The sequence below is a fragment of the Microbispora sp. NPDC049125 genome (assembly GCF_040802045.1).
GTDB lineage: Bacteria > Actinomycetota > Actinomycetes > Streptosporangiales > Streptosporangiaceae > Microbispora.
The window spans coordinates 100,809-125,900 of sequence record NZ_JBEZDW010000024.1 but is presented as its reverse complement, the minus strand read 5'-3'; the positions used below and the strand labels follow the sequence as shown (position 1 = coordinate 125,900).

27 protein-coding genes and 1 tRNA gene are annotated in these 25,092 nt (G+C 70.1%); 5 read left to right on the top strand and 23 right to left on the bottom strand.

Annotated elements, in window-relative coordinates; genetic code table 11:
- A partial coding sequence (locus AB0B72_RS25875; RefSeq protein WP_367741531.1) for a tetratricopeptide repeat protein occupies positions 1–700 on the bottom strand: 700 nt, incomplete at its 3' end.
- Positions 687–1,250: a hypothetical protein gene (locus AB0B72_RS25870; RefSeq protein WP_367741530.1), complete on the bottom strand. Its 564-nt coding sequence runs from the start codon at positions 1,248–1,250 to the stop codon at positions 687–689. The genes AB0B72_RS25875 and AB0B72_RS25870, both read right to left, overlap by 14 nt.
- Before the next feature lie 197 nt (positions 1,251–1,447).
- Between AB0B72_RS25870 and AB0B72_RS25865 the strand changes: the two genes are divergently transcribed.
- Positions 1,448–1,582 carry a hypothetical protein gene (locus tag AB0B72_RS25865; protein ID WP_367741529.1) on the top strand — a complete coding sequence of 45 codons (135 nt, stop codon included), beginning with the start codon at positions 1,448–1,450 and terminating at the stop codon, positions 1,580–1,582.
- Between the two features lie 186 nt (positions 1,583–1,768).
- Here AB0B72_RS25865 and AB0B72_RS25860 read toward each other — a convergent pair.
- From AB0B72_RS25860 to AB0B72_RS25850, 3 genes are all read right to left on the bottom strand, one after another.
- Positions 1,769–1,841, bottom strand: a tRNA-Arg gene (locus tag AB0B72_RS25860).
- Between the two features lie 101 nt (positions 1,842–1,942).
- Positions 1,943–2,260 carry a hypothetical protein gene (locus tag AB0B72_RS25855; RefSeq protein WP_367741528.1) on the bottom strand — a complete coding sequence of 106 codons (318 nt, stop codon included), beginning with the start codon at positions 2,258–2,260 and terminating at the stop codon, positions 1,943–1,945.
- Between the two features lie 4 nt (positions 2,261–2,264).
- The gene (locus AB0B72_RS25850; protein WP_367741527.1) at positions 2,265–2,486 is read right to left on the bottom strand and encodes a hypothetical protein; all 222 of its coding nucleotides are present in this window, start codon (positions 2,484–2,486) and stop codon (positions 2,265–2,267) included.
- Positions 2,487–2,632: 146 nt separating this feature from the next.
- Here AB0B72_RS25850 and AB0B72_RS25845 point away from each other — a divergent pair, with 146 nt between their 5' ends.
- Positions 2,633–4,126 carry a histidine kinase gene (locus AB0B72_RS25845; protein WP_367741526.1) on the top strand — a complete coding sequence of 498 codons (1,494 nt, stop codon included), beginning with the start codon at positions 2,633–2,635 and terminating at the stop codon, positions 4,124–4,126.
- Positions 4,123–4,764 carry a response regulator gene (locus AB0B72_RS25840; protein ID WP_367741525.1) on the top strand — a complete coding sequence of 214 codons (642 nt, stop codon included), beginning with the start codon at positions 4,123–4,125 and terminating at the stop codon, positions 4,762–4,764. Before AB0B72_RS25845 ends, AB0B72_RS25840 begins: the two co-directional genes overlap by 4 nt.
- Positions 4,765–4,909: 145 nt before the next feature.
- On the opposite strand, the gene AB0B72_RS25835 is transcribed toward AB0B72_RS25840, so the two are convergent.
- Entirely contained in the window at positions 4,910–5,383 is a 474-nt protein-coding gene (locus AB0B72_RS25835) for a MaoC family dehydratase (protein ID WP_367741524.1), read from the bottom strand.
- A 110-nt stretch (positions 5,384–5,493) separates the two neighbouring features.
- On the opposite strand from AB0B72_RS25835, the gene AB0B72_RS25830 reads away from it, so the two are divergent.
- A complete protein-coding gene (locus AB0B72_RS25830) occupies positions 5,494–6,687 on the top strand; it encodes an esterase-like activity of phytase family protein (protein WP_367741523.1) in 1,194 nt (397 codons plus the stop codon).
- 186 nt (positions 6,688–6,873) lie between these two features.
- On the top strand, positions 6,874–6,996 hold the full coding sequence (locus AB0B72_RS25825) for a hypothetical protein (protein WP_367741522.1): 123 nt from the start codon (positions 6,874–6,876) through the stop codon (positions 6,994–6,996).
- 49 nt (positions 6,997–7,045) lie between these two features.
- Here AB0B72_RS25825 and AB0B72_RS25820 read toward each other — a convergent pair whose 3' ends face one another.
- The 17 genes from AB0B72_RS25820 to AB0B72_RS25740 all read right to left on the bottom strand — a co-directional run bounded on the left by AB0B72_RS25820 (position 7,046) and on the right by AB0B72_RS25740 (position 25,090).
- The gene (locus AB0B72_RS25820; protein WP_367741521.1) at positions 7,046–7,558 is read right to left on the bottom strand and encodes a DUF4142 domain-containing protein; all 513 of its coding nucleotides are present in this window, start codon (positions 7,556–7,558) and stop codon (positions 7,046–7,048) included.
- Positions 7,559–7,726: 168 nt separating this feature from the next.
- On the bottom strand, positions 7,727–8,680 hold the full coding sequence (locus AB0B72_RS25815) for a sugar ABC transporter substrate-binding protein (protein WP_367741520.1): 954 nt from the start codon (positions 8,678–8,680) through the stop codon (positions 7,727–7,729).
- Between the two features lie 79 nt (positions 8,681–8,759).
- Positions 8,760–9,560 carry an ATP-binding cassette domain-containing protein gene (locus tag AB0B72_RS25810; RefSeq protein ID WP_367741519.1) on the bottom strand — a complete coding sequence of 267 codons (801 nt, stop codon included), beginning with the start codon at positions 9,558–9,560 and terminating at the stop codon, positions 8,760–8,762.
- Entirely contained in the window at positions 9,557–10,570 is a 1,014-nt protein-coding gene (locus tag AB0B72_RS25805) for an ABC transporter permease (RefSeq protein WP_367741518.1), read from the bottom strand. Before AB0B72_RS25805 ends, AB0B72_RS25810 begins: the two co-directional genes overlap by 4 nt.
- On the bottom strand, positions 10,567–11,670 hold the full coding sequence (locus tag AB0B72_RS25800; RefSeq protein WP_367741517.1) for a Gfo/Idh/MocA family protein: 1,104 nt from the start codon (positions 11,668–11,670) through the stop codon (positions 10,567–10,569). The genes AB0B72_RS25805 and AB0B72_RS25800 overlap by 4 nt, the downstream gene beginning before the upstream one ends.
- A complete protein-coding gene (locus tag AB0B72_RS25795; RefSeq protein ID WP_367741516.1) occupies positions 11,667–12,665 on the bottom strand; it encodes an ABC transporter permease in 999 nt (332 codons plus the stop codon). The genes AB0B72_RS25800 and AB0B72_RS25795 overlap by 4 nt, the downstream gene beginning before the upstream one ends.
- The gene (locus tag AB0B72_RS25790) at positions 12,662–13,648 is read right to left on the bottom strand and encodes an ABC transporter permease (RefSeq protein ID WP_367741546.1); all 987 of its coding nucleotides are present in this window, start codon (positions 13,646–13,648) and stop codon (positions 12,662–12,664) included. The genes AB0B72_RS25795 and AB0B72_RS25790 overlap by 4 nt, the downstream gene beginning before the upstream one ends.
- On the bottom strand, positions 13,611–15,263 hold the full coding sequence (locus AB0B72_RS25785) for a sugar ABC transporter ATP-binding protein (RefSeq protein WP_367741515.1): 1,653 nt from the start codon (positions 15,261–15,263) through the stop codon (positions 13,611–13,613). The genes AB0B72_RS25790 and AB0B72_RS25785 overlap by 38 nt, the downstream gene beginning before the upstream one ends.
- A gap of 61 nt (positions 15,264–15,324) precedes the next feature.
- Positions 15,325–16,386: an ABC transporter substrate-binding protein gene (locus tag AB0B72_RS25780; RefSeq protein ID WP_367741514.1), complete on the bottom strand. Its 1,062-nt coding sequence runs from the start codon at positions 16,384–16,386 to the stop codon at positions 15,325–15,327.
- A 241-nt stretch (positions 16,387–16,627) separates the two neighbouring features.
- Positions 16,628–17,431 carry a DeoR/GlpR family DNA-binding transcription regulator gene (locus tag AB0B72_RS25775; RefSeq protein ID WP_367741512.1) on the bottom strand — a complete coding sequence of 268 codons (804 nt, stop codon included), beginning with the start codon at positions 17,429–17,431 and terminating at the stop codon, positions 16,628–16,630.
- Entirely contained in the window at positions 17,424–18,914 is a 1,491-nt protein-coding gene (locus AB0B72_RS25770) for a rhamnulokinase family protein (protein ID WP_367741511.1), read from the bottom strand. The genes AB0B72_RS25775 and AB0B72_RS25770 overlap by 8 nt, the downstream gene beginning before the upstream one ends.
- Before the next feature lie 45 nt (positions 18,915–18,959).
- On the bottom strand, positions 18,960–19,964 hold the full coding sequence (locus tag AB0B72_RS25765; protein WP_367741510.1) for an RNA polymerase subunit sigma-70: 1,005 nt from the start codon (positions 19,962–19,964) through the stop codon (positions 18,960–18,962).
- A gap of 25 nt (positions 19,965–19,989) precedes the next feature.
- Entirely contained in the window at positions 19,990–20,781 is a 792-nt protein-coding gene (locus AB0B72_RS25760; protein ID WP_367741509.1) for an SDR family NAD(P)-dependent oxidoreductase, read from the bottom strand.
- An 84-nt stretch (positions 20,782–20,865) separates the two neighbouring features.
- Entirely contained in the window at positions 20,866–21,435 is a 570-nt protein-coding gene (locus AB0B72_RS25755) for an RDD family protein (protein ID WP_367741508.1), read from the bottom strand.
- 295 nt (positions 21,436–21,730) lie between these two features.
- A complete protein-coding gene (locus tag AB0B72_RS25750; protein ID WP_367741507.1) occupies positions 21,731–22,573 on the bottom strand; it encodes a helix-turn-helix transcriptional regulator in 843 nt (280 codons plus the stop codon).
- Between the two features lie 104 nt (positions 22,574–22,677).
- Positions 22,678–24,276 carry an ABC transporter substrate-binding protein gene (locus tag AB0B72_RS25745; RefSeq protein WP_367741506.1) on the bottom strand — a complete coding sequence of 533 codons (1,599 nt, stop codon included), beginning with the start codon at positions 24,274–24,276 and terminating at the stop codon, positions 22,678–22,680.
- 13 nt (positions 24,277–24,289) lie between these two features.
- Positions 24,290–25,090: an alpha/beta fold hydrolase gene (locus AB0B72_RS25740; protein ID WP_367741505.1), complete on the bottom strand. Its 801-nt coding sequence runs from the start codon at positions 25,088–25,090 to the stop codon at positions 24,290–24,292.
- Positions 25,091–25,092 lie beyond the last annotated feature (2 nt).

Genomic DNA, 25,092 nt, shown 5'->3' with positions numbered 1-25,092 from the left:
ACAACATCGCACCCAAATTACTCAGCGACATCGCCAGATCGGGCTCATAAGCCTTAGGACTCAGCTCCACCAGGCGCCTACGAATTGCTACGGCCTCCCGCGCCACCCACAACGCCTCATCCAACCGCCCGACTTCCGACAACATCGCACCCAAATTACTCAGCGACATCGCCAGATCGGGCTCATAAGCCTCAGGACTCAGCTCCACCAGGCGCCTACGAATTGCTACGGCCTCCTGCGCCACCCCCAACGCCTCATCCAACTGCCCGACTTCCGACAACATCGCACCCAAATTACTCAGGACCGCCGGATACTGGGGGCCGCGGGCAGGGCTGACCTCAACGGCCTTCCGGGCGATATCGATCGCCTGATACAGGTCAGCGACTTCCCCGGTCCACTTGAATCGCGTACGGAGCGAACTAGCAAGATTGTTGAGGAAAGTCACCTGATCAACACGGTGCGGCGGCGCATTCTGGATCGCCTGTCTCACGACAGCGATAGCCTCATCAAGATCGATAAGTTCGCCCGTCCACTCAAACCGTCTGTATAGCAACTCTCCCAAGCGATTAAGCAGGCCCGCCCGATCGTGATCGTCAGCCGCAGTCACGATCGCTTGTCTCGCGACGGCTATGGCCTCGTTAAGGTTCCCACCCTGCTCGAACTGACCCCAGGCAGAGGATGCACCATCACGTTGCGTCATTGGCACCCCCCACTCTCTTGATGATTTCCACCGCGACTTCGCGATCGAAAACGTCGATCGTCTGCTGACGGGCCCTCAACCGGAGGAGCAGAGCCTGCGCCGGCATCTGCGGCGTCATCTCCTCGCTGGGGTCAGCAGAATCCGCCACACCCTGAGGAGCATGTTCGGCCGGGGCCACCTCCTGATTCCGTCCAGTCTCCGGGATAGCGGAAGGTACTAGCGGAGATCCGTTCAGCACCGGACCCCCATCGGCTGCGCGCCAAAGGGTGTGGATGTGCATCACGACCATCTCGACGTCCGCCTCGCCAACACGCTGCTGCTCGACGAGAACGCGAACTAGTGACTCTAGGTTGTCCCAGCGCGGCAAGGTAACGCCACGCAATACCGCACTCACACCTTCGTGACTCAAGGTCCCCGGAAGATCATCTCGTTCGCGGATGCGGGTACTGATCTTGCGAACGGCAGGCTTACCCGCAAGCGCATAAAGATCGTGCAGGGCGGCGGTGAGGCCCCGGCGTGGACCGGACGGCAACTGCCGCTCGTCCGGCATCCGAACACCTACCACCGGGCATCTCCGTCAGGTCTTGTCAGGTCATGTCAGTAGACATCGTCTCATGGCCAGCCAGACACGACTCACCGTACGCCAACGTCAGGTCGTCTGTACCGGTGCCAGCTATCACTCGGGTACTTCGGCGCCGGCCGCATGGTTGATACAGCCCCTTCAACGCGAACCGAGGAGATAACGACATGACTGCCCATCGCGACAATGCCACCCAAGCCGAGCGTCTGGCCTTGATCGGTGCCGCTGTGCGTGGCGTGCTCAGCGGCGCGAGCCACGCCTTAGTCAGTTGGTTGATCAGCATCTTGAACAGCCGAGACTGACTTCCAGGAGACCGCCAGGGTAGAGATGGCGGCCGGAGTTCTCGTAGCTGACTCCGGCCACCTTGGACATGCGCTCGCCATCCTGAAGCCCCCGTTAGCAAGGGTGTTAGCAGACTGACTAAATGATCTGAAACGCAGGAAGGCCCGTTTCCAGGTTTTCCCTGGTCACGGGCCTTCTGTGGTGTGCGCGGCCGGGAGGACTCGAACCCCCAACCTTCTGATCCGTAGTCAGATGCTCTATCCATTGAGCTACGGCCGCTCGATGCCGGGATCACCTGCGGTGATTGGCAACGGGTGTAACTCTACCAGACCTCACACCTACGCTTGAGCCAATAAATCATGCCCCTGCAGGTCAAGCCGTCATGACGACTCCCTGATCTTCTTGGGCCACAAGGTATAGCTGACCGGCCAGATGAGGGCGATCACCGGCACCTTCGCCAACCCCGCCATGAACGCCGGCAGGGCAGCGGTACGAGCCGGGTCTCCGACCAGCCAGATCGCCACAAGCAGCACGGCGCACGCGATGCCGTACGCGAGCACGATGCGAAGCCAGATCCCCCACTCGTAGCGGGCGCGGGCCATCCCCCCCGACGGGGGTCTGCGCGGCGGAGGGCCGCCGGCGAAACGATGGGAGACCCACTCGTCGGCCCACCTGATCGTACGGTGGCCGAAAACCACTGAATTACGCCAGGTACGCCGCCGCCAGCCCATGCTGCCAGGTGGCCACCGTGGCCGACGATCGCATGTCCACGACCGCGGCGACCAGGAGCATCACGTCGACGAGCGGGACACACAGCAGCACCATCCCGCTTGCCCGGCGCAGCCGCAGGGCGTACCGCAGCAGCAACCCGGCGGCGAGCAGCACCCAGAAGCCGATCTCACATCCGATGACGACGGCGAGCACTCCATCACCTCCCGGCTTCCACGCTCGCCCACCGCGCGGTCTCCGGCATCGTCGCCGCTGATGATCGTGCGTACGCCGTTCGATGTATCCACAGCCCCGCATCTGGGAGGAGCCGGCGAGGGGCGGCGGATGGTGTGATGGATGCGATGACTCGCCCGACTCCCCTCGTACGTGACGCCCTTATCGCCGTCGCCACGTTCGCCGCCGGGGCCATCCTGCTGGCGAGCGGGGCATACGTACACCGCGGACCCCCCGAAGGACTGTTCCTCCTGCCGCTCGCCGCCACGTGTTTCGGGGTGGCGGTACGGCGGCGCGCGCCGGTGGCCGCCCTCGCCCTCGGCACGGCGGGGTTCGCCGCCGACATGGTGATCGGCCCGTCGCTCGGCACACTGCTGGTTTTCACCGACAATCTGTACGCGGCCACCCTGTACGGACCTCGTCCGCTCGGCCGGGTGCTTCTGTGGATCACCTCGGTGGGCGCGGTGACGACCGGGGCCGTCGGCGGATTCGTCACGGGTGACTGGCGGGCTCTCGCGGGGCTGGGAGTGCAGGGCGCCCTGATCGGGATCACCCCCGTCGTGACGGCGAACATCGTCCGGCAACACCGGGATCAGGCGGCGAACGAGCGGGCGCGTGCTGAGCAGGTCGCCCGCCTGGCGGAGTTGGATCGCCGCGCGGCCGTCACCGCCGAGCGCACCCACATGGCCCGGGAGCTGCATGATCTCGTGGCCAATCACTTCAGCGCGATCGCGATCCAGTCGACCGCCCTGTTGTCCCGGGAGGACCTGGATCCGGACACGGTACGGAAGCTCATGCGATCGATCAGAGAGAACAGTCTCCAGGGGATGGCCGAGATGCGCACCATGATCGGGCTGCTCCGCGACACGGACGACGGCCTTCACAGCCCCAGCGGCGCCCCAACCCTCGGGGGCCACCGCAGCGCTGGCGGCGATCACGGCACGGGAGGTGACGAGCCGGTCCGGCCCCGCTTGGCCGACGCCGCGGAACTGATCGAGCGCACAGGTCTCCCGGTGCGGCTCGCGGTGGCCGGACGCCCCCGTGAATTGCCCGCCGCAGTGGACCTGGCCGCCTACCGCATCCTGCAGGAGGCGCTCACCAACGCGCTGAAGCACGGCGACGCCGGCACCGGGGTGGCGGCCGAGGTGACCGTCGAGTACGGCAGGGGCAGGGTCGTCCTCACAGTGGACAATCCGGTCGGCGAAGGCCCCCCGGCCCTTCCTGGCGGGGGCGCCGGGCTCATCGGGATGCGGGAGCGAGCCGCCATGCTCGGCGGTTCCTTCACAGCCGGACCACACGGCCCCGCCGTGCACACGAACACGCCGAACACGAACACGAACACGCCACGCATGGACACGCCACGGCTGAACACTCCGAACACGAACACGCCACGCATGGACACGCCACGGCTGAACACTCCGAACACGAACACGCCGCGCACCGGTGATTCAGGTAGGTCATCACACACCGGCACTCCGTATATGAACTCGTCGCACGCCGGCGCGTCCGACGGGAAAGGGCCGCGCGGAAAGCGGTCCGCCCCTGACGGGTCGTTCGCCACCGGAGCGCGTATCACGGGATGGCGGGTCCGGGCGGAGCTGCCGGTTGAGGAGCCGGCGTGATCCGCGTCCTGGTGGCGGACGACCACGCGGCCGTACGTGCCGGGATCGTGCTCATCCTCGCGGGGACGCCGGACATCGAGGTGGTCGGCGAGGCATCCGACGGCCGTACGGCGGTGGAGTCGGCGAGGGCGCTGCGCCCTGACGTGGTGCTGATGGACGTCCGGATGCCCCGGCTCGACGGCATCTCCGCTACCCGCGAGCTCCGGGACGTCGCCGACGTCCTGATCCTCACGACGTTCGACCTGGACGAGTACGTCTTCGGCGCGCTGCGTGCGGGGGCGGCCGGGTTCCTGCTCAAGAACACCGACGCCGCCGGGCTGGTCGAGGCGGTCCGCGTGGTGGCCCGCGGGGACGGCCTGATCTCTCCTTCGGTGACGCGCAAGCTGATCGCGGCCTTCGCCACGGTCCGTACGATGGAGCGTGGGCCGTACGAGAGCCTGACGGCGCGGGAACGGGAGGTCCTCGCCTGCGTCGGCCGCGGCCTGTCCAACGCGGAGATCGCCCGCGCCCTGGACATGGCGGAGGCCACGGCCAAGACACACGTCAGCCGGATGCTCGCCAAGCTCGGGCTGCGCAGCCGCGTCCAGGCGGCGATCATGGCGCGGGAGCTGCCCCCCGACCCCGACTTACCCGCCTGACACGCCGACCGGCTTAAAAGCCCGACCCGCCCACGCCGCCGCCCCTGCCTGGACCCGCTCGCCCCGCCGACCCGCTCGACCCGCCGACCCGGGGCGCACGCCGCGAACCCGGCAACGCCGCCCCCGGCCCATGCCGCCGGGTGGCTCAGGAGCTTGCGTAGAAGGCCTCGGAGATCAGGAGCGAGAGGGTCTCGGCGACGCACGCCGGCCTGGTCTCGCCCTCCACCTCCACCGTCACCTTGAGAGCGGCGAGGGTCCCCGCGGGGGTGCCCTTCACGTCGGCGATCTCCGCCCCGGCCCGGATCCGCGAGCCGACCGGCACCGGCCGGGGGAAGCGGACCTTGTTCAGCCCGTAGTTGACCGCCATGCGCAGGCCGTCCACGCGGAACAGCTCGGCGGTGAACGACGGCAGGAGCGCCAGCGACAGGTACCCGTGGGCGATGGTCGCCCCGAACGGCCCCTCCTTGGCACGCGCGGGGTCCACGTGGATCCACTGGTGGTCGTCGGTGGCGTCGGCGAACAGGTTCACCCTGTCCTGAGTGATCTCGCGCCACTCGGTATACCCGAGATGCTCCCCCTTGGCCGCCTTGAGCTCGGCGAGGTCCGTGAAGATCCGCATGTCCGCACCCTAACGCCCTCACCGGCGGGCGGACCGGAAAGAGTCTTCCTTCCGTCTGTGGTCGTCTGTTGTTGGACCACCTGTCATCCGGCCTCCCTAACGTGCGCGGCATGAGAAAAATCTCGATCATGTTGGGCGCCGCCGCGCTCGCACTGTGCACCGCCACCCCGGCGCTGGCCGACCACGGGAGCGAGGGCTTCGGCCAGGCCAGGCTGACCGGCTTCTCCGTCCTCCCCGCGGAGACGTACGTCCCGGGAAGCGAGCCGTCCGGGGCGGCCGCCGGGGCCGGGCCTATCAACGGCGTCGCCACGCCGTTCCCCGGCCAGCCCGTGCAGGGTTTCAGCGGCGTCGTGAACCGCCATGACGGGACGTTCGACGTGCTGTCCGACAACGGTTACGGCAACAAGGCCAACAGCGCCGACTTCCTGCTGCGGGTCCACCGGATCAAGCCCGACACCCGGACCGGCAAGGTCGCGGTGGTCGGCGGATTCAACCTGAGCGACCCCGACAAGCGCGTGACCTTCCCCCTCACCCGCCCCGACCGCGTGCTGACCGGCGCCGACTTCGACGTCGAGTCCATCGTGCGCTCGTTCGACGGGACGTACTGGATCGGCGACGAGTTCGGCCCGTTCCTGCTGCACTTCTCCCCCACCGGGCGGCTCCTCCAGGCGCCGGTGCCGCTCGCGGGGGTGTCGGCGCCGGAGAACCCGTTCCTGAACGGCGCCCAGCCGAACATCCGCAGCAGCAAGGGCTTCGAGGGCATGGCCCGTTCGGTCGACGGACGGCACCTCTACCCGCTCCTTGAGGGCACGGTCGACGGCGACACCGCCGGTGACCTGCGCATGTACGACTTCGACCTGAAGAGCGGCAAGTATGCCTCCACGCGGTGGACCTACCGGCTGGCCTCCCCGGCCAACTCCATCGGCGACGCCATCGCGGTCGACGACCACCGCTTCCTGGTGATCGAGCGCGACAACGAGCAGGGCGACGCCGCGGCGTTCAAGCGCATCTACCTCGTCGACAAGCGCGACGCCGACGGCGACGGGGTGATGGACAAGACGCTCGTCGCCGACCTGCTGAACCTGGCGAACCCGAAGGGGCTCGGCGGCTTCGGCAAGACGTTCCGCTTCCCGTTCCAGACGATCGAGGACGTCACGCTGCTCGACGACCGCACCCTGGCCGTGCTGAACGACAACAACTTCCCGTTCTCCTCCGGCCGCACTCCGGGCAAGGCGGACAACGACGAGTTCATCACCGTACGGCTCTCGCGGCGGCTGTACGCCGACCCGCGTGCCCTCATCTGAGCGATCCGCCTTCCCGATGCGCACATCAGACCTCGCTCCGAGGGCAGATGTGTACAGAGGGTAGACAAGACGCCGTGATCCTCCGTCACCGACACATCTCCGTGTGTTACCCAATCGCCTGACATGGGCGCCGGACGTCGGGTATCACGGGTGGACCAGGAAGTCGCGCCCCGCTGTGGAGGACACGTGAACGAGGACCCCCGTTCACCGGGCAAGCGCTACCGGCTGCGTGGCCTGGCCGTCGTCACCTTGGCGGGGATCGCCTCCTGGGCTGTCATCATCTGGGTGATCGTGAAGATCCTTTCTTGACACGCCACGCCGGGCGGGCGCTCCCGCCCGGCGTGGCACATGCCGCCTGTCAGTCCTTCTGTAGGCCCTGGAGCAGGTCGAGATGCTGCTTGACGACCGGCTCCGCGTCCCGCGCGAGTTGCTTCACCTGTTCGGAGGAGCCCTCCGCCACCTCCTTCTGCCCCGCTGCGAGAGTCTCCTTGTGCGCCGCGATCTGCGCCGCCACCCACGCCTGGTCGAAGCCGGCTCCGGTCTTGCCGGAGACCTCGTCGATCGTGGCCTGCTGCTCGGCACCGACCCCGCCCGGCAGGTCGACGCCCAGCTGCCCGGCGACCTGCGCGCCCTTCGCGTCGAGCTTGGTGTGGTCCCGGACGAACGTCGTGCCCGCCTCCTTGACTCCCTGATCGCTCGCCTTCCGCTCGGCGAGGCGCCCCGACTCGATCTCGAAGAGGTTGCCCTGGTGGGCCTGGGCCAGGAAGGTGCGGTCCTGCTCGTTGACGTCGGGAGCGGCGGCGAAGGCCACCGCGCTTCCCACCGTCGTCGCGGCCACCGTTGCCACCAGGACGACAAGCCGTCTGAGCATGAGATCCCCCGATCTCTCACCGGGCGATCGGGCACCGATGGCGCCCGGCGGCCCGGGGCGTCACGAACACTTAGGGCCATACCCCGTGCGCGTGACGCCCTCGCACAGGTGTCAGGGACACGTGCGCAGGGCGCACGTTTCTGTCCGTACGGCGGACGGGCTCACGGGCTATTCGAACTGGGCCACGTTCTCCTTGGTGACCATGGCGGTGCCGGTGTCGACCATGGGCGCCACGGCCTGCCCCCGGGCCGCGGCGACCGCGGTCTCGATGCCGATGGAGCCCATCTTGCCGGGGAACTGCGCGACGGAGGCCGCCGCGTCACCCGCGGCGATGGCCGTGAGCTCTCCTGGTGAGGCGTCGAAGCCCACCACCACGAGATCACCCGGCTTCTTCCCGGCGGACTTGATCGCCTGGAGCGCGCCGAGGATCGGCGGGCCGCAGGCGCCGTACACGGCGGAGACATCGGGGTGTGCGGCCAGGATGTCCTGGGTGGCGTTGAGCCCCTTGGTCTGGTCGCAGTCGGTGGCGGGCTTGGCGACGACCTTGACGCCCGAGCCGAGCGTGGAGAGCATGCCGGTCACCCGGTCGTCCAGCGAGGGGTTGCCGAGCCTGCCCTGCAGCACGGCGACCGAGCCGCCGGGCTTGACGTGCTCGGCGAGCCACTGGCCGGCCAGCTTGCCGCCGGCGAGGTTGTCGGTCGCGACGACCGACGACTTTCCCGTCCACCCGGGGATGTCGTTGTCGATCAGGACCACCTTGACGCCGGCGTCCACGGCCTTCTGCAGCACGTTCTGGAGGTTGGGGCTGGTGGGCGTGATGGCGATCGCCTTGACGCCCTGGGAGAGCATCGACTCGATCTGAGCCGTCTCCCCCTCGTCGTCGGTGCCGCTCTTGCCCTGGCCGAAGATGACCTCGACGTCCGGGTGGTCGCGGTTCCACGTCTTCACCGCGTCGACCATGGTGTCGTAGAAATCGACGGGGAATTTAGTGATAAATCCGACCTTGATGGTCTGGTCGGCGGCCCCGGGGGACGCCTGAGTCGTCGGAGTGGCGGTGGAGCACGCGCCGAGGCCGAACGCCAGCGCGAGGGCCAGCGCGCCACGGCGGGGGGTGGGTGTCATCGTGTCTCATCTCTTTCACCGAGAGCGGTGTGCGGGATCGCCGGGGGCCGGAGCGGGCCTGAGCGGGGCCGGAGAAGGATCAGGCCTCACCTCCGACGATCAGCGAGACGATCCCCTGCCGGTTGTCCGGCGTGGGGGTCATCTCGCCGACCTTGCGGCCGCGCCGGAGCACCGCCGCCCGGTCGGCCACCTCGATCACGTGGTCCATGGCGTGCGAGACGACGATCACGGCGTGGCCTTCGTCACGCAGCCGCAGGATGAGGTCCAGCACCCGCCGCGACTCCCGTAGCCCGAGTGCCGCCGTCGGCTCGTCGAGGATCACGACCTTCGACGCGAACGCCGCGGCCCGGGCCACCGCGATCGCCTGGCGCTGGCCTCCGGACATCAGGCCGACAGGCGCGCGGGCGTCGGCGATCCCCACCTGGAGGCGGGTCAGCAGCTCGGCCGACGCCCTGGCCATCTCCCTGCGGCGCAGCACCCGCAGGCCGGGCGGGAGCCACCTGGGCCCGGCGAGCTCCCGGCCCGCGTAGAAGTTGGCGGCCGGGTCAAGGTTGTCGAACAGCGCGAGGTCCTGGTAGACCGTCTCGATCCCCAACGCCCTGGCGGCCGTGGGAGAGCCCATCGTCACCGGGACTCCGCCCATCTCGATGGACCCGGAGTCCAGCCTGTGCACGCCGCTGACGCATTTGATCAGCGTGGACTTGCCCGCGCCGTTGTCGCCGAGCAGGGCCAGCACCTCGCCGGGCCGGACCTCCAGGTCGACGCCGTCGAGAGCCACCACCGCGCCGAAACGCTTCGTCGCGGCGCGTACGGCCAGAGCTGGGGGCGCGACCGGGCCGCCCACGCCACGCGGAGCCGGCTCTCCCGGAGCGGAGGTCATGACCGGGCCGCCTGGGCCACCCGGAACCGGCTCTCCAGACGCCCGCGTATCACGTCGGCCTCGACGGCCGCGACGATGACGACACCGATCACGATCGGCTGCAGGAAGGCGTCGACGTCGAGCAGGTTCATACCGTTGCGGATGATTCCGATCATGAGTGCTCCCACGAGCGCGTTGCCGACGTTGCCCCGGCCGCCGAGGAAGCTCGCGCCTCCGATGACCACGGCGGCGATCGAGTCGAGCTCCGCCAGGTCGCCGAAGGTGGGCGATCCGGCGTTCAGCCGGCCCGACGTGATGAAGGCGGCGATCCCCGCGGCCAGGCCGCTCAGGACGTACACCGAGATGAGGACGCGGTTGACCGGGATCGCCGTGCGCCGCGCCCCTTCCGGGTTGCCGCCCACGGCGTAGATCCACCGTCCCCACACGACTCTCGTGAGGAGGACGGTGACGGCCAGCGCGACCGCGGCGACCAGGAACGCCGAGTACGGCAGCCAGCCCGCCGAGCCGCCGCCCACCGACTGGATGACCTCGGGCATCCCCTGCGCGGGCTGCCCGCCCGACAGCCACAGGGCGAGGCCGCGGGCGGCGCTCAGCGTGGCCAGGGTGACGATGAACGGATGGGGCAGCCGGCCCAGCACGTACCCCATCCCGTTGACCGCGCCGACGGCCATCCCGGTGGCCAGCATGGCGAGGATGACCGCCGGGCCGGACGGCACCGCGGAGTAGACGAGTGCGCCGACGACCGAGGCGAGCGCGAGCGTCGAGCCGACGGACAGGTCGATGCCCCTGGTCAGGATGACGAGGAGCTGGCCGATGGCGAGCACCGCGATCACCGCGCTCTGCGCCAGCACGTTGCCCAGGTTCAGCGTGGTGAGGAACGCGGGCGTCAGGACGCTCATGATCAGGATCAGGGCCGGCAGCATCAGCGCCGGCCCGAGCCGGATGGCCAGGAGCGCCAGGCGGAGCGGCTGGTGGCTCAGCCGCCCCAGCGAGCGCGCGTCGGCGGTCACGCCGCACCCCCGTCCCGCACGGCGTCCCCGCCGTCCGCCACGCCGCCATCCCGCACGGCGTCCCCGCCGTCCGGCCCGGCGTACGGCCCGCCATCCCGGCCGTACGCCGGGGTGTCAGGGACGGTGTCCACCCGCTTTCCCGACTCGAACGAACGGATGACGGCGTGGGCAAGCGCGAGCGCGCGACGGCCCGCGCGGGCGTGAACCGGCGGCGGGCCGCCGCTGCGGAGCGCCTGGAGCACCTCGTCGACGTGCCGGTCGAAGGTGGCGTGGAAGCCCCTGTCGTCGTCGTTGAAGTAGCCCGCCTGCCAGACCCGGCTCATCTCGTCGCCTGCGGAGGAGTAGGTGTAGCGGCGGACGGTGTCCTCCACGAGGACGCGTCCGCCGGTCCCGTTGATCTCCAGCAGGTGAGTCCCCGGATAGGCGTACGACGAGTCGTACGTGCCGAGCAGCGTGCCGACCGCCCCGCTCACGAAGCGCACCGCGATCGCCATCGTCGTGTACGGCGGCCCGCCGGTCATCTGGGCCGCGACCGAGGCGATCGGGCCGCACAGGTGCTCCACCATGTCGAAGCCGTGACACTGGGTCTCGATGAGGTTGGCGTGCGGATGCAGGCTCGTGCCGGCCTCCCCGCCGAAACGCCACGTCGCGAAGACCACCCGCCCCAGCTCGCCGCGTTCGATGGCGTCAGCCGCCAGCCGTACCGGCCGGGCGTAGCGGTGGTTGAAGTTGATGGCGAAGAACAGCCCCCGGGCCTCGGCCTCGGCGATCAGTACGTCGGCCTCGTCGAGCGAGAAGACCAGCGGCTTCTCCACGAGCAGCGGGATTCCCGAGCGGACCAGGAGCAGGGTGGTGGCGAAGTGGCCCTCGTTGGGAAGGCAGACGGAGATCAGGTCGGGGCGTTCACGGTCGATCATCTCCTCGACGTCGAGGTAGGGGCGCACACCGAACCGCCCGGCCCGGTCGGCCGTGCGCCGCTCGGTACGCCCGACGATCGCGCACAGCTCGGCGTCGTCCCGGGAGGAGAAGACCCGGGCGTGGTGGAATCCCCACCAGTCGCCGGTGCCCACCACGGCCACCCTGGTCCGGGGTTCGGTCACAGTTGTCTCCTCCTTGCCAGTGCGGCCTGGACGAGCACGACCAGGACGAGGAAGGCGCCGCCGACCACCTGCTGGTAGTACGAGCTGAGCGTGCCCACCTGGTTGATCAGGTTCTGGATCACCTTGAGCAGCAGCACTCCGGCGAGCGTCCCGCCGAGGGACCCCGATCCGCCGCTGAGCAGCGTGCCGCCGATCACCACGGCCGCGATGGCCTCCAGCTCCCTGCCCTCGCCGAGGGTCGGGAGCCCGGAGGCGGTCTGCGCGGCGATGAGGACGCCCGCGAGCCCGGCCAGCAGCGAGCTCAGCACGTAGACCCCGGCCTTGACCCGGGTGACGGGAAGACCCATGAGGCCGGCCGCGTCGCCGCCGTTGCCGACGGCGAACACCCACAGGCCGAACCGGGTCCGGTTGAGCGCGACGACGCCGGCCGCGAAGACGGCCAGGGCGATCAGCACCGGGACCCCGACGCCGAGCACGGTGGCCTGCCCGGCCCGGGTGACGACCAGGTCGCCGGGGATGATGTAGACCTGGTTTCCCTCCTGGGAGACCGCGAAGGCGAGGCCCCTGGCGAACAGCAGCGTCGCCAGCGTGACGACGAACGGCGCGAGCCGGGCCCGTCCCACCAGCAGACCGTTGACCAGGCCGATCAGCCCGCAGACCACGAGCGGGAGCAGCACAGCGCCCGCCGTCCCCCAGCGTGAGCCGTACGCGGACAGCACCCCGGCGAGCGCCAGGACCGATCCGACGGACAGGTCGATGCCGCCGGAGACGATCACGAACGTCATCCCCGTCGCGATGAGGACCAGGGAGGAGCCGTCCAGCGCGATTGTGCCGAGGTTGCCCAGGCCGAAGAATCTGTCGCCGAAGGCCAGCGACCCCAGAAGGACGACGACGAGAAGCACCAGCGCGGCCCCGTGCCGCTGGGCCAGAGCCGCCCCCCTCCCGCTGGCGGCCGGGAGCGGGGGTGCGGCGCGGCGCGCCTGACCGGTCGTCACGTGCCGCTCCGATCCCGCTGGGCGTGTACGGCGGCCACGATGATCGCCGCCTGGATCATGCGGGCGGTCGAGTCGTGCAGGTCGTGCTGGATGACCGTGGCGATGATGAGCTGCATCAGCAGCGCCCCCACCAGCGTGCCGAGAACCCGGACCCGGCCTCCGGCGAGCGGCGTGCCCCCCACGACCACCGCCGTGATCGCGCTCAGCTCGATCAGCAGGCCGGTGAACGAGGGATCGCTGGCGCCCTGCCGTCCGGTGGTGAGCACTCCGGCCACGGCGGCGAGCAGGCCGCTGATCACGTAGACCGTGATCAGGGTCCGCCGGACCGGCAGGCCGGCCAGCACGGCGGCGGCGCGGTTGCCGCCCACCGCGACCACCCTGCGGCCGAACGCGCCCCGCCGCAGGACGAAACCGGCGGCGCAGGCGAGCCCGAGGGCGGCGAGCACGGGCACCGGCACCCCGAGCACCTGGCCGCCTCCGATGGCGGCCAGCGTGGGGTCGAAGATCTCGACCAGCCGGCCGTCCGCCAGCACGAGCGCGACTCCCCGGCCGGCCACGAGCAGCCCGAGGGTGGCGATGATCGGCTGGATGCCGTACGCGACCAGACCTCCGTTGACGAGCCCGATGAAGGCCCCGGCGAGCACGGCGACGCCGATCGCGGGCCATGGGCCGTACCCGAGGTAGAGCGGCAGCAGCGCGGCCGCGATCGCCATCGTCGAGCCCACCGACAGGTCGATGCCCTCGGTGCCGATGACCAGGGCCATGCCGAGGGCGACGATCGCCACCGGCGCCACCTGGACGAGTTGCAGCCGCAGGTTGGCGACCGTCGCGAAGTTGGCCGTGAACAGCAGGTTGAACAGCAGCAGGGCGCCGAGGGCCAGATAGACCCCGTGGTCCGGCAGGCGCAGCCGCGCCGCTCTCGCCGTCCTCCCGGACGTGAGCGCCTCACTCATCGCCGCGCCCGTCACCGAGGTCGCCGCCATGCTCACGCGCGGGCTCGTACGAAGGCTCGTCCGGGGGCTCGTCCGAGGGCTCGTCCGGGGGCTCGTTCACGGGCTCGTACGCGGGGTCGTGGGCGGGCTTCTCCGGGGCGGCGGAGGCGATCAGCTCCATGATCCGGTGCTCGCCGATCTCGTCGCCCCGCAGCACGCCGGCCGCCGTCCCGTCGCGCAGGACCAGCACGGTGCCGGCGCCCTCGACGATCTCCTCAAGCTCCGACACCAGCAGGACGCCGAGGCCGCTTTCCGCGAGCTCGTCGATCAGCGCCTGGATCTCCGCCTTGGCGCCGACGTCGATGCCCCGGGTGGGCTCGTCGAGGATCAGCACCTTGGGATGCAGGCACATCATCCGGGCGAGCAGCACCTTCTGCTGGTTGCCCCCGGACAGCTCGCCCACCTTCTGGTCGGGCGAGGACACCTTGATCCCCAGGCGCCGGACGAACGTCTCGACGATCCGGTCCCTGGCTCCCCGCGAGACCAGCCCGGCCCGGGTGAGCCGGGGCAGCGCCGCCAGCGTGATGTTGTCGCGCACCGACAGCCCGGGCACGATGCCGTCCGCCTTGCGGTCCTCCGGCACCATGCAGACGCCGGAGCGGATCGCGGCGCCGGGATTCCACCGCCGCCGCATGCGGCCGTCCACCGTCACCGTCCCCGCGTCGAGCGGATCGGCGCCGAATACGGCTCTGGCGGTCTCCGACCGCCCCGACCCGAGCAGCCCCGCCAGCCCGACGACCTCTCCCGGGCGCACCTCGACCGAGACGTCGTTCAGCACGTGCCCCCGCACGAGGCCCTCGGCGCGCAGCACCGGCTCCGCCCCGCGCACCTGGTGTGCCTCGCGGAAGCTCGTCACGCCGTGCCTGCGCACTTCGGCCACGGGCCGGCCCAGCATGGTCGCGACCAGGCCGATCCTGGTGGTGCCGGACACAGGGCCGGTGTGGACCAGGCGCCCGTCACGCAGGACGCTCACCCGCCGGCAGACGCGGAAGACCTCGTCCAGCTTGTGGGTCACGTAGAGGACCGCGATGTCCTGCTCACGCAGCATGTCGATCACGCTCGTGAGCAGGTCCACCTCCCGTGGCGCCAGCGACGACGTGGGCTCATCCATGATCACCACCCGTGCCCGGGTGCTGACGGCCCTGGCGACGGCGACCATCTGCCGGATGCCGAGGCCCAGCTCGCGCAGCGGCCGGCGCACGTCGACGGTTACGCCGTACCGTGCGAGCAGCTCGGACGCCTCGCGCCGCATCCGGCCGTGATCGAGCAGCCCGAGCCGGTTGACCGGCTCCCTGCCCAGGAAGAGGTTGTGCGCCACGCTCAGCAGCGGCGCGAGGTTCACCTCCTGGTAGATGGTGCTGATCCCGGCCTCCTGCGCGTCGCGTGGCCGGGCGAACGAGACCGCGCGGCCGAGGTGGCGCACCGTGCCGCCGTCCGGCCGGTGCACCCCCGTGAGGATCTTGATCAGAGTGGACTTCCCTGCGCCGTTCTCACCCACGAGCGCGTGCGCCTCGCCGGCGTCGAGCCGCAAGGAGACACGGTCGAGGGCGAGGACGCCGCCGAACCGTTTCGAGATGTCGCGCACCTCGCACACCGGCTCATCCATGTGCCGCTCCCGGACGTCGTGGAGGCGGTCCCGTTCCCGGAGGTACGGCCGCCTCCGGGGCTCAGTAGGCGTTCGGCAGCTCGGCCTCGGCGTTCTCGGCGGTGTACTCCTTGTCGGAGATGATCGTCTTCGCCGGCACGCCCTTGCCCGCGTAGAAGTCCTCGAGCGCCTGGAACGCCAGCGGCCCGAACCGCGGGTTGGACTCGATGACCGCGGCGACCCAGCCGTCCACGATGCCCTGGACCGCGCCCCGGGTGCCGTCGATGGTCACGATCTTGACGTCTCCCGGCTTCCTGCCCGCCGCCTTGAGGGCCGCCACCGCGCCCAGCGCCATCTCGTCGTTCTCCGCGTATATGGCGTTGATGCCGGGGTTGGCGGAGATGAGCTGCTCGGTGACCGCGCGGCCCTTCTCCCGGGTGAAGTCACCGGTCTGCTCCGCCACCACCTTCAGCCCGCTGTTCTTCGCGGCGAGCCGGTCCTTGAACCCCTTCGTCCGGTCGACGGTCACGTTGACCCCTGACGCGCCGAGCAGGATCGCGACGTCGCCCTTGTCACCCGTCGCCTTGATCATCGCGTCTGCCGCCCGCGCCCCCTGCTTGACGAAGTCGGAGCCGATCCAGCCGATGTAGTCGGTGCAGGCCTTCTTGGTGGTGAGCAGCCGGTCGATCGTCATGATCGGCACCTTGGCGTCCTGGGCCGCCTTCAGCGCGGGGTCGAGCCCCTCGGAGTTGAGCGGGGAGATGATCAGCACCTTGGCGCCCTGGGCGATCATCCCCTGGATGTCGGCGATCTCCTTGTTGAGGTCCGACTGCGCGTTGGTGGTGATCAGCTTGATGCCGCGCTTGGCCGCCTCGTCCTTGACGGACCGCGTCTCGGTGATCCGGAACGGGTTCGCCTCCTTCTCCGACTGGGCGAATCCGACCGTGACCCCCTTCAGGTCCACCGTGGGAACCCCGCCGCCGTACGCCTTCGGAGTGCACAGCGACTCCCCGCCCGTGGTGGCCTGCACCTGTTGCCCCGCGGACGCGGGGGCGGCGGCGCCGTCGCCGACGGACTTGGCGCACCCGCCGAGTGTGAGAAGCAGCAGGCCGGCTACGGTCGCGGACGTCGTTCTCTTGGGCATCGGCTGACCTTCCCTCCGAGGGAATGAGCACGCTCCTGCCATGATTTGCTCGCTTTTGACAGGAACTTGAAGGGATCATAGCCCCGCGAAGAGATGGGATGTCAATGCCCGTCGTGCCCGCCGTCCACAGCCGACGATCACAAAGCACCATCCGAGCTGGGAAAACAGGTCGCCAATCAGGCCATACCTATTACCGTACGGTTACACGACGGAGCGCATCCGTGTCATATTGCGTCAGAAGTCACCGGTTGATGTCGGCGACCTGGACGTCGACCCGCGCCTCCGCGAGCCGCTCGATCATGACAGGATCGGCCTTCGGGTCCGTGACCAGCACGTTCATCCGCTCGACGGCCACGGTCTGGCACATCGTGTCGTGACCGATCTTGGAATGGTCGGCCAGGACGACGACCTCGCGCCCGGCGGCGGCGAAGGCCTGGTCGGTGGCGGCGGCGAAGACGTTGGGCGTGGTGAGGCCGCGCTCCGGGGTCACCCCGTCCCCGGACAGGAAGGTCTGCGCGCCGCGCAGGCCCTCCAGGTTCTGCTCGGTGATGGGCCCGACGAAGGCGTGGATGGACCGGCGCAGCGCCCCGCCCACGACGACGACCTCCACCTGGGGCGCGTCGATCAGAGCATCGACGACCCGGATCGAGTTGGTGACCACGGTGAGGGACGGCATCTCGGCGAGCCGCCGTGCCAGCGCGGCGGTGGTCCGCCCGGGGCCGAGCAGGATCGCGGTGCCGGGCTCGACGAGCGTGGCCGCGTGGGCCGCGATGGCCTCGCGCTCCGCCGCCACCACGTCACCCGCGGCCAGTGCGGCGTCGGCGGCCGGGAAGGGCGACGCGGCATTGGCCGTCTGGGCCACGCCGCCGCGCGTGGCGCGGAGCAGGCCCTCGCCGATCAGCGACCGCAGGTCCCGCCGGACCGTCGACTCCGACGTGCCCAAGGCGTCCGCGAGCTCCCGGAACGACGCGAACCCCCGCGAGTGCACGTGCTCCAGGATGCGTTGCCGCCGCTCTGCGATCAGCATGGAAGTGGGGTCACCCATCTGTCGTGAGGCTCGTCTGGGCTACTTTACTCCAGAAGCTGTCAATACCGGTCAGCAGCCGGAACCGCTCGTACGCCGCCTCGTACGGCTCCCGCCTGCCGTCGGGGACGAACGGCCGGGGCGGGAACGACCGGCGGACCACCTCGCGCAGGTCGGCGAGGGAGCCGAGGCCGCCGCAGGCCATGACCTGCACGAGCAGGTTGCCGATGCCGGTCGCCTCGACCGGCCCGGCGAGCACCGGCCGGCCGCCGAGGTCGGCCGTGAGCTGGCAGAGGGTGTCGCTGGCCGCGCCGCCTCCCACGAGATGCACGGCCTCCACCGGCAGGCCGGTGAGGGCCTCCGCCTGCTCCAGGGCCAGGCGGTAGGAGCACGCCAGGCTCTCCAATATGCAGCGCACCGTCTCGGCCCGGCCCTCGGGCACCGGCTGGCCGGTCGAGCGGCAGAAGGCCGCGACTCTGGCCGGCATGTCCCCCGGCTCCAGGAATCCCAGATGACCCGGGTCGATCAGGGGCCCGAAGGCGGGCGAGGTGGCGGCCTCCGCCACCAGGTCCGCGTAGGACGCCCGCGTCCCCCACGCCCGGCGGCACTCCTGGAGCAGCCACAGGCCGTTGAGGTTGCGCAGGAACCGCACGGTCCCCAGCACGCCGCCCTCGTTGGTGAAGCCGGCGAGCCTCGACTCCCGGGAGGTGATCGGCGCGCCGGTCTCCACACCGACCAGCGACCAGGTGCCGCAGGAGATGTACCCGGCGGATCCCGATGACGGTGTGACGGGGAGCGCCGCCACGGCCGACGCGGTGTCGTGACCGGCCACCGCCACCACGCGGGCCGCGCCGGGGCGGCCGGAGTCGTCCAGCAGCGGCCCGGCGACCGTGCCGGGCTCGACGACGTCGCCGCCGAACAGGCGCGTGGGAAGCCCGAGGCGGCTGATGAGGTCGCCCGCCCAGCGGCCGGTCCGGGCGTCCAGCAGCTGGCTGGTGCTCGCGATCGTCCGCTCGGTCAGCACCTCGCCGCTCAGCCAGAGGGTGAACAGGTCGGGCAGCATGACCAGCCGGTCGGCCGCCCCCAGCAGCGGTGACGTGACATGCGCCAGCAGCTGGCAGGCCGTGTTGATGGGCAGGGGCTGCACGCCGGTCACCTCGTACTGCTCCTGGGAGGAGACCAGATCGGTCAGGCCGGCGGTGTACGGATCGCGGTGGTGGCGGGGGTTGGCCAGGAGCCGGAGGTCACGGTCGACGAGCCCGAAGTCGTTGCCCCACGCGTCGACGCCGACGCTCGTGATCCGGCGGTCGGCCGCGACCCGCGCGATGCCGTCGCGGACGTCCGCCAGCAGGCGCAGGACGTCCCAGTGCAGGCCGCCGAGCACCCGTACCGGCACGTTGGCGAAGCGGTGCGCCTCGCTGACCGCGAGACGCTCACCGTCGAACTCCCCTGCGAGCACCCGGCCGCTGTCGGCCCCGAGATCCACGGCGACGTAGGTGGGCACAGGCCGAGCCTAACCCGCTTCCTCCGGCCGGATCCGCCCCTCACGTCACGGTTGTGAGGCGGTCAGGCCGTCCTCATGGCCCGGGTGAACGGGCGGCAGGCCGAACTGGGGGAAGAGGCTGTGGCCGAACGTGGTGATCTCCGCGACGACGCCGTCCTCGATCCGCAGGACGTCGAGCTTGAACGCCTTGAACTCCGTCTCGCCGTACGGACGCAGGTAGGTGGCCGCCGCCGGCATGCGGTTGGCGCGGGTGGGCGTGAGCAGCCAGTGGCCCGGCCCGCTCAGGCCGTCCTGGAGCAACGACTCGACGGCGGCCAGCCCGTCGAAGCGCATGGGCAGGGGCGGCATCGTGATCCGGATGTCCTCGCGCATCAGCGCGACCGCGGCCGCGACGTCGGCCTTCTCGTGCGCGTCGATGAGGCGCCGCAGCAGGTCACGCTCCACCTCGCTGGGCTGCGTCGCGGGCCTCGCCGGGCGCTGCTCCCTGACCGTGGCGCGCGCCCGCTGCAGCGCGCTGTTGGCCGAGGCCACCGTCATGTCCAGGGCCCCGGCGGTCTCGGCCGCCGGCCACTCCAGCACGTCACGCAGGATCAGGACGGCGCGCTGCTTGGGCGGCAGCATCTGGATCACCGCGAGGAAGGCGAGCTCGATCGTCTCCCTGCCGACCACGACCGCGTCGGGCTCGGCGTCGCTCGGCGCGACCTGGTCGAGCAGACGGTCCGGGTACGGCTGCAACCACGGGATGTCCGCGAAGGAGCTGATGGAGCGCGCCCTGTGCCGGGAATGGTCGATGCACGCGTTGGTCGCGATCTTGTACAGCCAGGCCCGGAAGAGCGTGCCGCCCTCGAACGTCTCCCGCCTGCGCCAGGCACGCAGGAACGTCTCCTGGACGAGGTCCTCGGCCTCCTCGAAGGAGCCGAGCATCCGGTAGCAGTGCACGTGCAGCTCCCGGCGGTGGCGCTCGACCACGGTCGCGAACGCCGACTCGTCGCCGGCCAGGGCCGCCGTGACGACCGCGTCCTCTTCGGTGTTGCTGGGAGCTGTCCGCACCGCACGAACACTAGGACAGCCGCGCCTATCCCGCCACCAGGCCACAGGTCACGTTGACGATCGTGCCGGTGATCCCGGCGGCCCGGTCGGAGGCCAGGAACGCCGCGGTGTCGGCGACCTGGGCCAGCCGGGGCGCCCGCTTCAGCATGGTCATCCCGGCCATCATCTGCTCGAACATCGCCGGGTCGAAATCGGACATCGCTTCGTTGACCTTGACGACCTTCTCCCGGGTCATGGTCTCGACGACCCCGGCCGTGTGCAGGCCGACGACGCGCACGCCGTTCGGCCCGACCTCGGCGGCCAGGTACCGCAGGAACGTCTCCACCGCCGCGTCGGCGGGGCCGGTGCTTCCCATCATCGGGGCGGCGCCGCGGGACGACCCGCTGGTGACGGTCAGGATGACGCCGGACCCCTGGGTGACCATGTGGCGGGCGGCGGCCCTGGCGGTGATGAAGCTCGTCAGCAGGCCGTTCGTGACCGCGGTCGTCAGGGCCGCCGCCGGCATCTCGATCAGCGGGTCGCCCTGCACGTCGCCTCGCGTGATCAGGTTGAAGGAGACGTCGAGGCTGCCCGCCTGGGAGACGACGGCCCGGGCATGCTCGTCGACGGCCCGCTCGTCGAGCGCGTCGACCTCGGCCACCTCGGCGAACCCGCCGGCGGCCGTGATGTCGGCGGCGACGGCCTCGAGCGGCTTACGGGTGCGCCCGGTGAGGAAGACCCGCGCGCCCTCCTGGGCGAAGGTACGGGCGACGCCGCCGCCGATCCCACCGCCGGCGCCGTAGATGATGACGTTCTTGTCCTGCAGAAGTCGTGTCATGCCGTATGTAACGGCCCCTCCGGCGCGAACTCATCGGTGCGGCCCGAGATCTTCGCTACGCAGGCCTCCGTCGTACGGCGGACATCACGTCGCCAGCAGTGTGGCGACCAGCACGAAGGCGACGAAGAGGGAGACGAGAATCCCTACGCCGAGCAGGAAACCGGATCCTTTTCTCTCGCGGTCGCGAAGGTCGATCACGACCGTTCCCGCGATGACGTCATGCAGGCATCGCCGCCGGCGGTCGCCGAATATCCACAGCAGGTCGACGAGGCTGAGGAGCACTCCGAGAAAGGGAACCGACGTCAGAAGCGGATGCACCAGAGCACGTATGCCCGCCTGCCGCATTCCCGGCGTCTGTCCGGCCGAGCCGGACATGACCTTCAAATGGCACAGGCGCTTGCCGGGCGTCTGGCCCCACAAAGCGTGCTGCACCCAGAAGTAGGCGGCGAACACGACGGACGCCGCCACCTGGATCGGCCAGCCGGAGCCCTCCCCATAGGGGGCGGCGATCCGTATGAGGGGCGATTGGCCTGTGCCTTCCTGCCCGGCCGCGAACGGCAGCCCGGTCAGGAACGTGGCGGCGAGGAAGATCAAACCGTCGATGAAGGCGGCGGCGAAACGATGCCGGCGGGCGGCCAGGACCGGCGTCGCCAACGCCTGGGGGGCTGTCATGCGAGCCAGTGTGGCGGATGCCCCGAACATCCGGATACACCCCGCAACCGCCAGGGTGAGAAGCCGAAAGCCGCTCAGGAGGCCGGTATCGGCACGGTCGTCAAGGACGGCAAATTCGCCTTCAAAGTCACCAAGCTCGGCTCCGCGACCAAGGCCGGAAACGAATTCCCGTGCACGACTCGGCCTTTTCCGGGGGCGTCAAGGTGGGCCTGGGATAACGGCGACCGCGACGGAAGCGCTCCCCGCATCGGGGGGCGCTTTCACTCTCCGTGCGTTCTCACCGGCGTGCCGGGCCGTCCGCCGTCATCAGGTCGCCCAGCCTGGCCAGAGCGTCCTCGGACGGGCTGCCCGGCTCCGCCACACCCACGAAGATGCACAGGCCGGAGGCGGCGTCGATGCTGAGGATCTCGAAGTCGAGGGTCATGTCACCGGTGACAGGGTGGTGCAGGCGCAGGCTCTTGCGTCTGTTGCCCCTGACCTCGTGGCGGGCCCAGAGCCGGCGGAAGTCCTCGCTGCCGTGGGAGAGCTCCTCCACCAGCTCGACGAGGGACGGGTCCTCCAGGTCGGCCCCCGCCTTGGCGCGCACGTAGGCCACCTTGAAGCGGGCCTCCTTGTCCCAGTCGACGTAGAGCTCCCGGGCCACGGGGTTGAGGAAGGTGAGCCGCAGCAGGTTGTCGTTGTGCTCCACTCCGTGGAAGAAGGCGGCGGCCTGCCGGTTCCGGGCGAGTACGTCCAACCGGCGGTTGACCACCACCGCGAACGCGCACTTCCAGCCGTCCACGAGCCGCAGCACCGTGGAGCTGACCTGGTCGCCCCCGTCGCGAATGGGCCCCCGCCTGCCCGCACGGGGGTGCGCGAGCTCGTAGAGGTGCTCCCTGGCGTCGGCGTCGAGCCGCAAGGCCCGCGCCAGGGCCTCCAGGACCTGCTCCGAGGGGCGGCGTTCCCTTCCCTGTTCCAGCCGGGTGTAGTAGTCGATGCTGACACCCGACAGCATGGCCACTTCCTCGCGACGCAGACCCGGCGTACGGCGCTGGCCGAGCTGCCGCACCCCCATCTGGTCGACGGCCGTGACCTGGCGCCTTGCCCGGAGAAACTCGCCAAGGGGTCTGTCGCGATCCATATTGACAAGCTACGGCGGATGTCCGTACGCAAGGTAGTCGTGTCACTGCCAGGCTGGGCCGCCGGCCGGGGGGCGCTCCACCCGGCCGGCCGCCGAGGAGAGGGTCAGCCGGCGGAGGCGACGTCCTCCAGGTTGAGCTCCAGCGTGGGGTTGACGACGGAGCCGGTCACGGTCTTCTGCATGAGGTAGTTGAGCGTCTCGTAGTGGACGAAGATCAGCGGGCTGTCGTCGCGCACGATCGCGCGGATCTGGGCGTACAGCTTCTTGCGGGCCTCCGTGTCGGTGCTCGACGCCGCCTGGTCGATGAGCGCGTCGACCTTCGGGTTGGAGTACTTCATCGCGTTGATCGAGCCGCCGGTCTTCACCACCAGCGAGTAGAAGTTGTCCGGGTCGATCGTCCGCTCCTGGTAGGCGCTGGTGATCTCGTAGTCGCCCTTGGAGTACCTGTCGAACCACACCGAGACGTCGACCTGTTCGATCTGCATCGTGATGCCGATCTGCTTGAGCTGGTCGGCCACGATCTGACCGGTCTTCAGCAGCTCCGGATACTGCGGCAGGCCGAGGTAGTGGATCGTCAGGCCGTCCGGGTAGCCGGCGGCGGCCATCAGCTGCTTGGCCTTGGCGATGTCGGGCCCGGCGGCGTACGGGTCGGCCCCGTCGAACCAGGGTGAACCGCTGGGCACCTCCTCCACACCGACCTCGCCCGACCCGAAGTAGGCGATCTGCCGGATGGCCTTCCGGTCGATGGCCCAGGCGATCGCCTGGCGCACCTCCTTCTTGTCGAAGGGCGCCTTGGCGACGTTCATCGCGAGGAAGTCGGGGATGCCGGCCACCGGGCTGGTCTCGTAGGTGAACCGGGGGTCCTTGCTCAGCGTGGGGAGCTGCTGCAACGGCACGGCGTCGGCCCAGTTGATCTCCCCGGCCGACAGGGCGTCGACGCGGCTCTGGTCGACCAGCAGGAAGCGGAAGTCGATCTCGTCCAGGTACGGGCGCCCGGAGCGGAAGTACTTGTCCCACTTCTTCAGCGTGATGTGGTCGCCCTGTACCCATTCGACGAACTGGAAGGGCCCGGTGCCGACGGGGTTGCGGGCCGGGTCCTTGCTCTCGATCGCCTTCTGGTTGACGATCTCGCCGTTGTTCGCGAGGTTCGTCAGGAACGGCCCGAACGACGACTTCAGGTGGAACACCACCTGGGTGGGCGAGACCACCTCGACGGCGTCGATGGGCGCGTAGAGCGGGGCGTACGCGCTGGCGGTCTTGGGGTCGAGGATCCGCTCGAAGGTGTACTTCACGTCGGCGCCGGTGAACTTCTCACCGTTGTGGAAGTACGCGTTGTCGACGAGGTCGAAGGTCCACGTCTTGTCGTCCTTGGGCGTCCACTTGGTGGCCAGCCGGGGGATGACCGTCCCGTCAGGGGCGAGGTCGACGAGCTTGCTGAAGATGCCGTCGTACACCTGGGCGCCGGTGTAGACGGAGGACACCGCCGGGTCGAGGCTGTCGGGCTCGCCGGTGAGCGCGGCCTTCAGCACGCCTCCCGCCTTCGGCGCGCCGGACGCCGCGCCCGCCGTGCCCGTGGACGCGCTGGAGGAGCAGGCCGACAGCAGCCCGGACGCGCCGCCGGCCCCGGCCACGGCCAGCCCGAGGAGGCCGGCGCGCTGGAGGAAGGACCGCCGCGGCAGGCCCTGCCCGGAGTTGAGGGTCATGGAGATCTCCTGGTCAGCCGGCGTGCGCGCGGACGAAGTCGATGAGGGTGGTGTTGAAGGGCTCGGGGGTCTCCCACAGGCAGGCGTGACCGCCGGGGACGGTCGCCCACCGGGCGTCCGGGACGGCCTCGTGCAGGCGCCGCGACAGCCGTACCGGGATGAGGATGTCCTCCTCGCCCGCGACCACGAGCGTCGGAGCGGTGATCTCCGCGAGCCGGGAGGTGGTGTCGTGCGTCTGGATCACGTTGAGCTGGGCCAGGTACGCCTCGACGGGCATGCTCAGCTGGGCCATCCCGGCGTCGTACTCCGCCGCCTCCTCCGGGCGCTCCTCGAAGAACGGCACGGTGAAGGCCCACAGCAGGACGTCACGCATGACGGCCGGCACGCCCATGTCCAGGGCCATGTCCGCCCACAGGGAGAACATCCGGGAGCAGAACGGCCCCGGCGCCGCGTACGTGCAGGCGAGGGTCAGGGACTTCAGGTCGCCGGGGTACGCCAGGGCGTACTCCTGGGCGATCATGCCGCCCATCGACACGCCCGCCAGGTGGATCCCCGTCAGGCCCAGGTGGTCGACGAGGGCCTTCGCGTCGTCGGCGAGCAGCCGGGACGTGTACGGCCCCGCCGGCTTGTCCGACGCGCCGATGCCGCGGTTGTCGAAACGCAGCACGCGCAGCCCGGCGTCCAGCAGCGCGGGCACCTGGTAGGCCCAGGTCTCCAGGTCGTCGGCCAGGCCGTTGACGAGCACGACCGTTTCCGGGCCGTCGCCCTCAAGCTCGTAGTTGATGGTGATGCCGTTGACGTGAGCGGTGGACACGG

Excerpts from the sequence above, each read along its gene's own strand:
- AB0B72_RS25820 (WP_367741521.1), bottom strand. The coding sequence starts at position 7,558 with ATGCTCAGACGGCTTGTCGTCCTGGTGGCAACGGTGGCCGCGACGACG.
- AB0B72_RS25745 (WP_367741506.1), bottom strand. The coding sequence starts at position 24,276 with ATGACCCTCAACTCCGGGCAGGGCCTGCCGCGGCGGTCCTTCCTCCAG.
- AB0B72_RS25785 (WP_367741515.1), bottom strand. The coding sequence starts at position 15,263 with ATGGATGAGCCGGTGTGCGAGGTGCGCGACATCTCGAAACGGTTCGGC.
- AB0B72_RS25870 (WP_367741530.1), bottom strand. The coding sequence starts at position 1,250 with ATGCCGGACGAGCGGCAGTTGCCGTCCGGTCCACGCCGGGGCCTCACC.
- AB0B72_RS25780 (WP_367741514.1), bottom strand. The coding sequence starts at position 16,386 with ATGCCCAAGAGAACGACGTCCGCGACCGTAGCCGGCCTGCTGCTTCTC.
- AB0B72_RS25790 (WP_367741546.1), bottom strand. The coding sequence starts at position 13,648 with ATGGCGGCGACCTCGGTGACGGGCGCGGCGATGAGTGAGGCGCTCACG.
- AB0B72_RS25845 (WP_367741526.1), top strand. The coding sequence starts at position 2,633 with ATGACTCGCCCGACTCCCCTCGTACGTGACGCCCTTATCGCCGTCGCC.
- AB0B72_RS25810 (WP_367741519.1), bottom strand. The coding sequence starts at position 9,560 with ATGACCTCCGCTCCGGGAGAGCCGGCTCCGCGTGGCGTGGGCGGCCCG.
- AB0B72_RS25760 (WP_367741509.1), bottom strand. The coding sequence starts at position 20,781 with ATGACACGACTTCTGCAGGACAAGAACGTCATCATCTACGGCGCCGGC.
- AB0B72_RS25750 (WP_367741507.1), bottom strand. The coding sequence starts at position 22,573 with ATGGATCGCGACAGACCCCTTGGCGAGTTTCTCCGGGCAAGGCGCCAG.
- AB0B72_RS25830 (WP_367741523.1), top strand. The coding sequence starts at position 5,494 with ATGAGAAAAATCTCGATCATGTTGGGCGCCGCCGCGCTCGCACTGTGC.
- AB0B72_RS25835 (WP_367741524.1), bottom strand. The coding sequence starts at position 5,383 with ATGCGGATCTTCACGGACCTCGCCGAGCTCAAGGCGGCCAAGGGGGAG.
- AB0B72_RS25815 (WP_367741520.1), bottom strand. The coding sequence starts at position 8,680 with ATGACACCCACCCCCCGCCGTGGCGCGCTGGCCCTCGCGCTGGCGTTC.
- AB0B72_RS25775 (WP_367741512.1), bottom strand. The coding sequence starts at position 17,431 with ATGGGTGACCCCACTTCCATGCTGATCGCAGAGCGGCGGCAACGCATC.
- AB0B72_RS25865 (WP_367741529.1), top strand. The coding sequence starts at position 1,448 with ATGACTGCCCATCGCGACAATGCCACCCAAGCCGAGCGTCTGGCCTTG.